Origin of the sequence: Bacillus cereus group sp. MG16, assembly GCF_040459875.1 — a bacterium.
Lineage (GTDB): Bacteria > Bacillota > Bacilli > Bacillales > Bacillaceae_G > Bacillus_A > Bacillus_A paranthracis.
The window spans coordinates 2,111,799-2,124,649 of record NZ_JARVHE010000001.1; the positions used below are offsets into that span (position 1 = coordinate 2,111,799).

The following is a 12,851-nucleotide window of genomic DNA, read 5'->3' on the forward strand; positions in this document are numbered from 1 at the left end:
AATAAGTAAGTCGTGGTAGAAACGCTTTGAATTGCCACTATTAATATTGGGGACAATTAGAAAGCGAAAGGTATAAAAAGAATTGGAATTTGATGACTCTTTGTTTTTTATAAAAACATGAGCTTCTGTACAATTCATTTTTAATATATTGACCAGGATTATACAACAAGAGGGGGACTGAAATTGGAATCAATGACCTTTGTTTTATTTGGAGCGACAGGGGACCTAGCGAAACGCAAAATTTACCCCGCACTATATAACTTATATAGAGATCAAAAGCTTCCAAAGCAAATATCCGTTATCGGGCTTGGGAGACGTGAAGTATCTCATGTAGATTTTCAAAAAAGAATAAAAGAATCAATAGAGACGTTTTCTCGTCATAGAGAAGAAGGTACTCCAGAACTCGAAGGTTTTTTAGATAATTTTCGCTATTGTCCATTAGATGTGAGTAAGCCGGAAGACTATGAGAGATTATTACAAGTCGTTCGTGAAAGGGAAGAAGAACTACATATAAAAGGGAATAGAATGTTCTATCTTTCCGTTGCTCCTGAATTTTTTGAGACAATCGCTTTAAATATTAAGGAAAGCGGACTTGATAAAACGGATGGATGGAAACGCCTAATGATTGAGAAACCGTTCGGGCACGACCTTACATCTGCTCGTGAGCTGAATGATAAGCTTAGTCGCACGTTTGAAGAAGACGAGATATACCGTATTGATCATTATTTAGGTAAGCCGATGATTCAAAACCTTGAAGCACTAGAGTTTGCAAATCCTGTTTTACAATCGATTTGGAATAAAGAACATATAGCGAATGTACAAATCACAGCGAGTGAAACAGTTGGGGTTGAAGAAAGGGCAGGATATTATGATCAGGCAGGAGCCATTCGAGATATGGTTCAAAATCATATGTTACAAATATTAATGATGACTGCTATGAATTTGCCGGAAAAGGTTAATGCATGTGAAATTCGAGAGGAAAAGCGAAAGGTAATGGAGGCGCTTCGTAAAGTGAAAAAAGAAGACGTTCAAAACCATATCATTCGCGGACAATATGGTGCAGGTGAGATAAATGGCGGGCAAGTTGTAGCATATAAAGAGGAGCCAGGAGTAAATCCTTCTTCTAATATAGACACATTTATCGCTGCTCGCTTGTGGATCGATAATCCATTTTGGACTGGCGTTCCCTTTTATATACGAACAGGCAAACGAATGAAAGAAAAGTCTACTCGTATTGTAATCGAATTTAAAAATACGTTAAAACAGCAATATCAAGATAGTAATCCAAATGCAGCACCTAACTTGTTAATAATTGAAATTAGCCCAGGTGAGAACGTTTCATTACAGTTAAATAGTAAAAATCCATTGAAAAATGGAGAAATTGAACCGATCCGTATTAACTTTACTTGTGAGCAAGCGGATGTGGGAGTACCTGAAGCGTATGAAAGACTCATTCATGATGCTGTGAGTGGAGACGCTACATTCTTTGCACATTGGAGAGAAGTTGAATTGTCATGGGAATGGGTACAACCAATTCTTGAAGCATTCGAAGAAAACTTATTACCACTTCATGAATATGAGTCTGGTTCATATGGTCCAGAGGCATCTAATGAATTATTGCAAGAAAGTGGATTTAAATGGTGGTTAGATCAAGAAACGAAAAAATAAGTACTTTCTTTCATGAAAGCATGTAGGGGGACGATTACTATGACACAAAACATAAATCAATTAGCAGTGAATACAATTCGTACGTTATCAATTGATGCTATTAATGCGGCAAATTCAGGTCATCCAGGTCTTCCGATGGGAGCAGCGCCAATGGCTTATGCATTATGGGCGAATCATTTAAATCATAATCCTAATCATCCAAAATGGTTTAACCGTGATCGCTTCGTTTTATCGGCGGGACATGGATCTAGCTTATTATATAGCTTACTTCATTTAGCTGGATATGACGTTTCAATTGATGACTTGAAAAACTTCAGAAAGTTAAATAGTAAAACACCAGGACATCCTGAGTTTGGTCATACTTCTGGAGTTGAAGCGACGACAGGCCCGTTAGGACAAGGGATTGCCAATGCTGTCGGAATGGCAATGGCAGAAGCGCATTTAGCAGCGAAGTTCAATAAGGATGGTCACTCTATTATTGATCACAATACGTACGCTTTAGTTGGAGACGGTGATTTAATGGAAGGTGTCGCTTATGAAGCGATGTCAATGGCAGGACATATGAAACTTGGCAAGTTAATTGTGCTGTATGATTCAAATGAAATTTCACTTGATGGTGAATTAAACATTGCTTTCTCTGAAGATATGCAGAAAAGGGTAGAATCTGCACATTGGCAATATGTAAGAGTTGAAGATGGAAACGATGTTGATGCGATTACAAAAGCGATTCAATTAGCGAAAGATAATGCGGACCAACCTACTCTTATAGAAATTAGAACCGTTATAGGTTACGGAAGTCCAAAAGTTGCTGGAACGAACAAAGCACATGGTAACCCGCTTGGAGTAGAAGAAGCGACAGCGACAAAACAAGTGTATGGTTGGCATTATAAAGAAGACTTCTTTGTACCTGAAGAAGTAACAGCTCATTTTAATGAACTGAAACAAAAAGGTATTGAAAAAGAACATGGCTGGAATGAGCAGTTCAACTTATACAGAGAGTCAAACCCTGCACTAGCAGATGAATTAGAAAAAGCGATTACAGGTGAAGTTTTAATCGAAGCGAAAGACATTTTATCCTTCGATACTGAAAAAACGATTTCAACTCGTGTTGCAAGTGGGGAAGCTATTAATCATTATGTGAAATCGATTCCTTCTATTTTCGGTGGAAGTGCGGATCTTTCTCATTCTACGATGACAGATATAAAAGGTGAAGCAGTGTATGCGGTAGAATCGTATGCTGGCCGAAATATATACTTTGGTGTACGTGAACATGCAATGGGCGCAGCAGCGAATGGACTGGCTCTTCATGGAGGAGTAAAACCGTTCGTGAGTACATTCTTTGTATTTAATGACTATCTTCGTCCATCTATTCGACTGGCTGCATTGCAAAAGTTACCTGTTACGTACGTATTTACACATGATTCGATTGCTGTAGGAGAAGATGGTCCAACGCATGAACCTATTGAACATTTAGCAGCTCTTCGGGCAATTCCTGGTTTAACAGTTATCCGTCCGTCAGATGCAAATGAAACAGCAAGTGCGTGGGCGTATGCTTTACAGCAAACGGATGGTCCAGTCGTTTTAGTACTTAGCCGTCAAAATTTACCGGTGTTTCATGAAACGAAAGCAAACATAGAGAATCTTTCTAAAGGGGCTTACGTATTAACACAAACGAATGAAAATCCGGATGCAATTTTAATTGCGACAGGTTCTGAAGTATCCTTAGCTGCTAGTGCAAAAGCGAAACTAGAAGAAGACAATGTCTCTGTTCGCATCGTTGCAATGCCAAGCTGGGAGTTATTCGATCGCCAATCGAAAGAATATAAAGAATCCGTTCTTCCGTCTTCTGTAACGAAACGAGTATCTCTTGAGATGGGTGTATCTCTCGGCTGGGAGCGTTATGTAGGACAAGAAGGAAACATATTATCGATTGAAACATTTGGAGCTTCAGGAACTGGTGCTGAAGTCATGAATCTATTTGGATTTACGACAGAAAATGTTGTTCAAATTACAAAAAATGTATTAAATTCTTAAGCTATGACTGTGAATACCTTTCCGTACATATCAGTGCTGCAAGGTATTCCAGATTGTAGTGATATGAATTTTTAATAAAAGATGATTTGAGGAGGAATTATATTATGCAAGTAGGATTAATTGGTTTAGGTAAAATGGGACTAAACTTAGGGAAAAATTTAATAGATCATAAACATGAAGTAGCAGCATTTGACTTGAATGCAAGTGCAGTGGAAGAAATGAAAGAGTACGGGGCAACAGGTGCATCTAGTTTAAATGAACTTGTTCAGTCATTACAATCACCAAGAGTTCTTTGGGTTATGGTACCACACGCTGTTGTAGATTCCGTTATCGATGAGGTTACACCACTTTTATCAAAAGGAGATATTTTAATTGAAGCGGGTAATTCACATTATAAAGAGTCTATTCGCCGATATGAGCAACTAAAGAAAGATGGTATTCACTTTATGGATGCAGGAACTTCTGGCGGAATGGAAGGCGCTCGTAATGGTGCTTGTTATATGATCGGAGGAGATCAAGAAGCTTGGGACATCGTTGAACCTATCTTCCGTGATACTGCTGTAGAAAATGGATACTTATATGTTGGAAAAGCTGGTAGTGGTCACTTCTTAAAAATGGTTCACAACGGAATTGAATACGGTATGATGGCTGCTATTGGTGAAGGATTTGAGATTCTAGAGAAAAGTGAATTTGACTACGATTATGAAAAAGTATCAAGAGTATGGAACAACGGTTCAGTAATCCGTTCATGGTTAATGGAATTAACAGAAAATGCATTTTCTAAAGATGCAAAACTAGATGAAATTAAGGGTGTTATGCATTCTTCTGGTGAAGGAAAATGGACAGTAGAAACAGCATTAGACCTTCAAACAGCAACTCCTGTTATCGCAATGTCGTTATTAATGCGCTACCGCTCATTAGACAATGATACATTTACAGGAAAAGTAGTAGCTGCTCTGCGCAATGAATTTGGCGGACATGCAGTAGAAAAGAAATAAATATCTTAAAAATTTAACTCATTGACGTTTAAAAAATGGAGGGAATTGATCATGAAATTTTTTATTGATACTGCAAATCTTGAGGACATAAAAAAAGCATATAAACTTGGAGTTTTAGCTGGTGTTACAACGAATCCTTCTTTAGTAGCAAAAGAGGGCATTAAATTTGAAGACCGTATTGCAGAAATTTGTCAGGCAGTTTCTAAAGTTGAATCAGTTTCGGCAGAAGTAACGCCAGATGCTGTTACAGCTGAAGAGATGATTGCTCAAGCAGAGGAACTGATTAAGATTAACGGCGGCGATGAAAAAGTTACAATTAAACTTCCGATGACGTTAGCAGGATTAGAAGCTTGTCGCTACCTTACTGAAAAAGGTGTGAAAACGAACGTTACACTTATTTTCACGGTGAACCAAGCACTTTTAGCTGCTCGAGCAGGTGCAACGTATGTTTCTCCATTTTTAGGACGTTTAGATGATATTTCTGAAGATGGTGTATTATTAGTTGCTAAAATTGCTGAATTATTCGATGTTCATCAATTAGATACACAAATTATTGCGGCGTCTGTTAGACATCCAGATCATGTAACTCGTGTAGCGATGGCAGGGGCTCACATCGCAACAATTCCTTATAAAGTAATTGAACAACTTGCTATGCATCCATTAACAGATCAAGGTATTGAGAAGTTTGCTGCGGATTGGGCGAAAGCACCTAAATTATAATGCATAAAAGTAAGAGGCTTTCCGAAAATTGCTTTTCATGAGAGGAAAGATTCCTAGGTAACTTTATCGTTTAACTTGGATCCCGAGTTTGGAGTCTTACTATGTGAAAATAGCAAGAGAAGAAAGTGTCATTCACTTTTGAAGAAGGAAAATTTGCTTACGCGTAGCGTTTATCACAATAACATTACAATTATGAAAGAGAAATCCCCTTATCAGAGAGAGTAGGTAACATGTATCTCTGGTAAGGGAGATTCTTTTTATATAAATTATTATGTTGTGAAGATGAGTTGTATATCGATATATAAATTTTTACTCAAAAAAGAACTATATAGGTTCTTTTCATTGTACAGCATTTTTGAAAGGGTTTACATGAAGGGGTGGAATTGCGTATGAATATGTACCTTTTAATGATTACATTATTATCAATTGTAATTGTTATTTTAGGGGTATCGTGGTGGAGATGGCATGCGTTTATTAGTTTAACGATTGCAAGTTTATTTTTAGCAATTATGTCTGGAATGCCAATGGATAAAATAGTGAGTGCTTATGAAACGGGAGTCGGAAGTGTTCTTGGGCATTTAGTAGGTATTTTGGTATTAGGTACAATTTTAGGGAAAATGATGGCAGAGTCAGGTGCTGGAATGCAAGTGGCAGAGTTCTTTATTAAATCCTTTGGGATAAAAAACTTACCATGGGCTATGTTAATTGCAGGTTTTATTATTGGAATTCCAGTGTTTTTCGAAGTAGGCATTTTAATATTATTGCCGTTAGTAATTTCCATTCATAAAACTACGAAACAAAATATTTTATTGATAGCGTTACCAGCAATTGCTGGGCTATCTGTCGTACACGGTCTTGTTCCTCCGCATCCAGGGGCAATCGTTGCAATAGGTATTTATAAAGCGAACCTTGGGAAGGTATTATTGTATTCACTCATTATTACATTTTTTGCAGCGATTATTGCAGGTCCTATATTCGCTAAATGGATTCACAAACGTGTAATTCCTGAAAATGAGCCAGAATTGATTCGTGTAAATACAAAATCAACGAAATTACCAGGAATAGGAGTTTCATTTTTAGTCATATTGTTACCAGTTATGTTAATGGTTTTAGCTGCAGCGGCTCCTTATGTTCCACTTTCTACTACTTTGATGAAGATTATCACATTAATCGGTAGTCCTATCATTGCGTTATTGATTGCATGTTTTGCAGCGTTTTATTTTCTTGGATTTCGTCAAGGTATCGATAAAAAGGCTATTAAGAAGGTAACAGAAGATAGCTTATTACCAATCGGTTCAATTGTTGCGATTATTGGTGCTGGTGGCGGATTTAAGCAAATTCTTATCGATAGTGGTGTAGGCAAAGCTATTGCTCAAATGTCTGAGCATTTAGCTCTATCTCCAATTGTATTAGCATTTATAGTAGCGGGACTAATTCGAATTGCGACAGGGTCAGCGACAGTTGCCTTAACAACAGCAGCGGGTATCGTTTCGCCAATCGTTGAAAATACGACAGGTGTGAATTTAGAATTACTCGTCATTGCAACGGGTGCAGGAGCATTAATGTTTTCTCACGTAAACGATGCTGGGTTCTGGATGGTAAAAGAATACCTAGGTTTAACAGTGAAAGAAACATTTAAAACATGGACAGTATTAGAAACATTACTTTCATTTATCGCTTTTGGAGGGGTTTTACTACTCGATATGTTTGTTTAAAATAGGGATGTTTCTATTCAAATAAATGCAGCATACAACGTTATCAATAGATAAAAGGAATGTATTTTTATGGTGGTATACTGTAGAAATTTTTTGTTAGGAGGAAGAAATGGTGAGCTCAAAATATATGATTGGTGTAGACATTGGGACAACTAGTACAAAATCAGTTCTATTTTCTACTGATGGATCTGTTATTGCAAGTCATGGAATTGAATATCCTTTATATTCTCCTACGCCGGAAACAGCAGAACAAGACCCAGAAGAAATTTTTCGTGCAGTAATACATACGATTAAAGAAACTGTACAGTCAAGTAGTGTACAGCCGAAGGATATTCTATGTGTCTCTTTTAGTTCGGCAATGCATAGTATCATTGCTGTAGATGAGAAGGGAAAGCCGTTAACGAGATGTATTACTTGGGCAGATAATAGAAGTGCAAGCTGGGCAGAGAAAATAAAGAATGATAGGAATGGTCATGAAATTTATTTACGGACTGGAACACCAATTCATCCGATGTCACCACTTTCGAAATTAGTTTGGTTACAGAATGAGCAGGCAGAATTGTTCGCAAAAAGTTATAAATTCATTTCTATTAAAGAATATGTGTTTTATAAGTTATATAAAGAATATGTAATTGATTATTCTATAGCATCAGCGACAGGAATGTTCAATTTGAGATCTTTAAAATGGGATGAGGAGGCTTTACATGTAGCGGGCATTACAGATGAAAAGCTTTCTAAACTTGTTCCAACGACGCACAGCTTAACAGGATTAGATGAAGAGATTGCCAATGAGATGAATGTGCTTGTTTCTACTCCATTTGTAGTAGGAGCGAGTGACGGAGTCCTATCCAATTTAGGTGTAAATGCAATTGATCCTGGTGTTGTGGCTGTTACAATTGGTACAAGCGGTGCGATACGTGCTGTAACAAATCGACCTGCAACTGATCCGAAAGGTAGAATTTTTTGTTACGCCCTAACTGAAGACCATTGGGTAATTGGCGGACCAGTTAATAACGGTGGTATGATTTTCAGATGGGCTCGTGATCAATTAGGTACTTCAGAGATTGAACTTGCGAAGCGCTTAGGAAAAGATCCATATGAAGTGCTTACTGAAATAGCAGCAAAAGTGAGTCCGGGGTCCGACGGTTTATTATTTCACCCGTATTTAGCAGGAGAAAGAGCTCCTTTATGGAATGCAAATGCGCGAGGATCTTTCTTTGGACTTGGATTGCATCATAAGAAAGAACATCTTATCCGTGCTGTTTTAGAAGGAGTAATTTATAATTTATACACCGTTCTTCTCGCTTTAAAAGAACTCATTGGTGAACCGAAAAAAATTCAAGCGACAGGTGGTTTTGCAAGATCGGAACTTTGGAGACAGATGATGGCAGATATTTTCCATCAAGACGTATATGTTCCGGAAAGTTTTGAAAGCTCTTGCTTAGGAGCAGCAATCCTCGGCTTATATAGTTTAGGTGAAGTAGATACGTTGCATGTAGTTTCTGAAATGGTAGGTGCGAATTTCCACCATGAACCAAACATGGAAAGTGTGGAAAAATATAAAGATTTAACACCAATCTATATTCGTCTGTCTCGTCAATTGGAAGAAGAATATGAAAGTATAGCAGCGTATCAAAAAAAGTGGGTTTAAAAGCTATTTAACAAGAAAATGTGGTAACGTATAAAGAGGTACTCCGATTTTTTAGGATACTCTTTCAACATAAAACATTATAAGAAGTAAGATGAATGAAAAATATAGGGAGAGAGGGTTATGAAAATGAAGGATAACAAAGAGTTTATTGGATATGTTGGAACATACACGAAAGAAAATAGTGAAGGAATATATAAGTTTACTTTAGATACGGAAGCAAAGAAAATTAGTAATGTAGCACTTGCGGCAAAGTTGGATAACCCTACATATGTAACGATTAATCGAGATAATAGATATCTCTATTCCGTTGTTAAGGAAGGCGAATCTGGCGGTGTAGCTGCTTATTCAATTGATAGTAAAACAGGGGAGCTAAAGGAAGAAAATAGACAAGTAGTAGAAGGGGCTTCTCCTTGTCATATTAGTGTTGATAGTGGAAATCATGCAGTAGTTACAGCAAATTACCATAAAGGAACGATTGAGTCTTTTGAAGTAAATAAAGAAGATGGAACCGTAAATCCTGCCGCATCTATTATGGCACATGAAGGTTCAGGTCCGAATAAAGAAAGACAAGAAAAACCACATGCACATTATGCGGGATATACTCCTGATGAAAAGTATGTAGTGGGCGTTGATTTAGGAATAGATAAATTAATTACGTATGAAATAAAAGATAGTGCATTACAAGAAGTAAATCGTTTATCTGTAAATCCAGGGAGTGGTCCGAGACATATTACTTTTCATCCAAATGGAAAGTATGCGTATGTGATGACGGAGCTTAGTTCAGAGGTTATTGTGTTAACATATAATCCGGCAGAAGGATCATTTACAGAATTACAGTATATTTCTACTATTCCTGCCGCGTTTGATGAAAATAATCAAGGAAGTGCGATTCATATTTCTTCTGACGGCCAGTTTGTATATGCAGGCAATCGTGGTCATAATAGTATCGCTGTTTTCAGTGTGGATCAAAACTCAGGTGAGCTTACATTTGTGGAACACACATCTACAGAAGGAAATTGGCCAAGAGACTTTGTATTAGATCCTACTGAAAAGTTCCTTATTGCTTCAAATGAAAAGTCGCATAATCTTGTATTATTTTCAAGAAATGAAACGACAGGGAAGTTAACACTTTTACAATCTGATGTTGTTGTGCCAGAGCCTGTTTGTGTGAAGTTTTTAAATGTTTAAGTTGTGTTGAAGTTGAATGGGTATAGAAGAGATGTCGTTATTTGTCGGTAAGTCGATAACCTTTGTCGAAACGTCGATATATTAAAAAAATCGTTGATATAATTTCATATGCCTAAAAAAAGCAAAGCGATATCGCTTTGCTTTTTACTGTTTCTTTTTCGGTCTACGTACTAACTCGCCGCCGCAGTTTGGGCAAACGTTATGTCTTTCTTCTGTACATGGTGCGCAAAATGTACATTCATACACGCAAATGTATGCTTCAGAATCTTGCTCCAGCGATTGATCGCAAATTTGACAGTTTGTTTTCATTTGTAGTGTCATAGTAACTCTCCTTTTAGTTTGAATATTTATAATTTAATTATAATTCAATAGGCAGAGTTAGTCCTTTTCAATTGAAAGGAAATAGAATGATAAAGTTATGATTTGAAATGAAAGACGCTCGTTTATTTTTAAATTGATTATTTCATGCAGTTAGAATATTATGAAATAGTCAAAAGACAACAGGGGGTATACATTTTGACTAATCATAACGATCATTTAAAAGCAAACTGTGAAAAATGCTTCGGTTTATGTTGTGTGGCGTTACCGTTTGCAGCATCAGTAGATTTTGCAGTGAATAAAGATGGTGGTAAACCATGTTCTAATTTACAGTCAGATTATAAATGTAGCATACATAAAGATCTTAGAGGAAAAGGTTATAAAGGTTGTACAGTATTTGAATGTTTTGGCGCTGGACAGAAAATTTCTCAAGTTACTTTTAACGGGATGGATTGGCGGAAAGATGCTAAGCATGCGAGAAAAATGTATGATGCTTTTCCAGTTATGCATCAGCTCCATGAAATGCTTTGGTATTTGAATGAGGCTATTTTATTGAAGGCGACACAATCAATCCATAAAGAATTAAGTAAAGTAATTGAAGAGACTGAGCGTCTGTCCAATTTAAGTCCAGATGAGTTAATGAAAATAAATGTTCCATTACACAGAGCGGAAGTGAACATCCTCCTTTTAGAAACGAGCGAATTAGTATGGAAGGAAATGAATGCGATGCGTAAGAAACGAATCATACACCGCGGCGCAGATCTTATGGGAGCAAACCTGAAAAAGAAAGATTTACAAGGGGCGAATTTAAGAGGAGCGTATTTAATTGCGGCTAACTTAAATGGTGCAAACTTACGCGGTGCGGATCTCATCGGAGCAGATTTACGAGATGCAGATATTCGCGGGGCTGATTTTACAAATAGTATTTTTCTGACGCAAGTTCAAGTTAATGCGGCGAGAGGGGACAAACATACGAAATTACCGAAATTGTTGTCTCGTCCATCGCATTGGGGTGCGTAAAGAGTGTAAAAAGACAGGCAGAGATATTTAATCTCTGCCTGTTTTTCATTTCCTTTCAAAAGTAGTAATGAAAACGCTACATATAATAAGAATACCACCAATGAAAAAGTTACTATTTAATGTCTCATTTAATAAGAACCAACCAAGCAACGATCCGACGATAGGTTGGAAGAAGAAAAATAACGAACCGATGCTAGCGTCCATTAATTCTAATCCTTTATTCCAAAGGAAAAAGGCACCTGCCGTTGAGACAATTCCTAAATAAAGTACGCCTAATACTACATATAGGTTCATATGTTCAATAGGGTTTGATTGAAATTCCCATATCATAAAAGGTGTAATAAAAAAGAGTGAAAAGAAAATAGCGTACGTTGTAATTACTAAAGATGAAAATTGAGCTGAAGCAATCTTTACATAAATAGATAGTAAAGCCCACGTAATAGCTGCTCCAACTAATATGATTGTACCGATAAAATAGGAGCCAATTTCAATATCCCATCCGATTACGATTATGACACCGATTGTCGCTATGATAGTAGATAACATTCTACGAGCGGTTAGTTTTTCTTTTAAAATGATTGCTGCAAATATAACCATAAATGCAGGTGTAGCTGACGTTACTAAAGATCCTGTATGAGCGTCGGATAATTTTGTTCCGATAAATTGACAAGTGATCGAAATGAAGTATCCGATAAATCCAATCCAAGCGAATAGGAGCCAATCTTTTTTACGAATGGTTACTGTTTTCTTTTGCTTTTTCTCAGTTATTTTTAAAATCATATATAAAACAACAAAAGCAATGATAAAGCGTAACCAAACGAGTGTCAGTGGTGGGATAAAGTCGAGTACATATTTGCTAACAACATACATACCGCCCCATATACTAGCTGCTAGCGATAAACATATAGCTCCTAAAATTGTTTGTCTCATGTAAAGTACCTCCGTCTATTTTTAGGGTATGATGAGTTCCCTAAGACGAGGCATAGTGCACGTGCTATATGAATGCCCGTCTTAGTTTATAGACGGCCTACTGGTTGATCGTTTTCGAATGAAGTGTTGTAGTACATGTGTATTCCCCCTTCTTAAGTTATAATGATATTATAACTTAATTTTCTGATTATTGGAGGCTGTTATGAAATATATCGTGATAAAATCACATGTTAACAATTATCCTGATCCAATTCGCTTAGAAGAGGGGGATGTAGTGAAAATGATAGAGAGTTACGATGGTCCTGAAAATTGGGAGAACTGGATGTTTTGTCACGAAGAGAAATATGATCGGAAAGGGTGGGTTCCGGAGCAACTTATAATGAAAAATACAACTGATGTAGGAATCATTACGAAACAATATACTGCCAAAGAAATAAATGTAAGTATTGGAGAAAGATTGATTGGATTAGAAGAATTGAATGGATGGGTTTGGTGTGAAAAAACAGGTGGTGAGGATGGCTGGGTACCGAAGGAAAACTTACAAAATATTAGTAATACTATTTGGTTATTAATATAGGAAACATATTTTTAGTTTATGAGTATATTGGT

Annotated in this window: 11 protein-coding genes; 9 read left to right on the plus strand and 2 right to left on the minus strand. The window is 36.9% G+C overall.

Going from position 1 to position 12,851, the window contains the following annotated elements:
* Window positions 1–183 precede the first annotated feature (183 nt).
* The 7 genes from zwf (at window position 184) to QCI73_RS10870 (ending at window position 9,974) form a co-directional block, all read left to right on the plus strand.
* The gene (zwf, locus tag QCI73_RS10840) at window positions 184–1,668 is read left to right on the plus strand and encodes a glucose-6-phosphate dehydrogenase (protein ID WP_000445339.1); all 1,485 of its coding nucleotides are present in this window, start codon (window positions 184–186) and stop codon (window positions 1,666–1,668) included.
* 39 nt (window positions 1,669–1,707) lie between these two features.
* Entirely contained in the window at window positions 1,708–3,702 is a 1,995-nt protein-coding gene (gene tkt / locus QCI73_RS10845) for a transketolase (RefSeq protein WP_353822892.1), read from the plus strand.
* Window positions 3,703–3,806: 104 nt separating this feature from the next.
* The gene (gene gnd, locus QCI73_RS10850; RefSeq protein ID WP_353822893.1) at window positions 3,807–4,700 is read left to right on the plus strand and encodes a phosphogluconate dehydrogenase (NAD(+)-dependent, decarboxylating); all 894 of its coding nucleotides are present in this window, start codon (window positions 3,807–3,809) and stop codon (window positions 4,698–4,700) included.
* Between the two features lie 51 nt (window positions 4,701–4,751).
* Window positions 4,752–5,420, plus strand: a complete 669-nt coding sequence (gene fsa / locus QCI73_RS10855; RefSeq protein WP_353822894.1) for a fructose-6-phosphate aldolase — start codon at window positions 4,752–4,754, stop codon at window positions 5,418–5,420.
* Between the two features lie 389 nt (window positions 5,421–5,809).
* Complete coding sequence (gntP, locus tag QCI73_RS10860; RefSeq protein ID WP_353822895.1) at window positions 5,810–7,135, plus strand: gluconate permease GntP; 1,326 nt, start codon at window positions 5,810–5,812, stop codon at window positions 7,133–7,135.
* 109 nt (window positions 7,136–7,244) lie between these two features.
* Window positions 7,245–8,786, plus strand: coding sequence for a gluconokinase (gene gntK, locus QCI73_RS10865; RefSeq protein ID WP_353822896.1), 1,542 nt, complete (start codon window positions 7,245–7,247; stop codon window positions 8,784–8,786).
* A gap of 126 nt (window positions 8,787–8,912) precedes the next feature.
* Window positions 8,913–9,974 carry a lactonase family protein gene (locus QCI73_RS10870; RefSeq protein ID WP_353824104.1) on the plus strand — a complete coding sequence of 354 codons (1,062 nt, stop codon included), beginning with the start codon at window positions 8,913–8,915 and terminating at the stop codon, window positions 9,972–9,974.
* A gap of 144 nt (window positions 9,975–10,118) precedes the next feature.
* Here the strand turns inward: QCI73_RS10870 and QCI73_RS10875 are convergent, their stop codons facing one another.
* Window positions 10,119–10,295, minus strand: a complete 177-nt coding sequence (locus QCI73_RS10875) for a DUF1272 domain-containing protein (RefSeq protein ID WP_042875309.1) — start codon at window positions 10,293–10,295, stop codon at window positions 10,119–10,121.
* Between the two features lie 195 nt (window positions 10,296–10,490).
* Here QCI73_RS10875 and QCI73_RS10880 point away from each other — a divergent pair, with 195 nt between their 5' ends.
* Window positions 10,491–11,312, plus strand: coding sequence for a pentapeptide repeat-containing protein (locus QCI73_RS10880; protein WP_353822897.1), 822 nt, complete (start codon window positions 10,491–10,493; stop codon window positions 11,310–11,312).
* Window positions 11,313–11,357: 45 nt separating this feature from the next.
* Here the strand turns inward: QCI73_RS10880 and QCI73_RS10885 are convergent, their stop codons facing one another.
* Window positions 11,358–12,242, minus strand: a complete 885-nt coding sequence (locus tag QCI73_RS10885) for a DMT family transporter (protein WP_327922904.1) — start codon at window positions 12,240–12,242, stop codon at window positions 11,358–11,360.
* A 202-nt stretch (window positions 12,243–12,444) separates the two neighbouring features.
* Here QCI73_RS10885 and QCI73_RS10890 point away from each other — a divergent pair, with 202 nt between their 5' ends.
* Window positions 12,445–12,819, plus strand: coding sequence for an SH3 domain-containing protein (locus QCI73_RS10890; RefSeq protein WP_353822898.1), 375 nt, complete (start codon window positions 12,445–12,447; stop codon window positions 12,817–12,819).
* Window positions 12,820–12,851 lie beyond the last annotated feature (32 nt).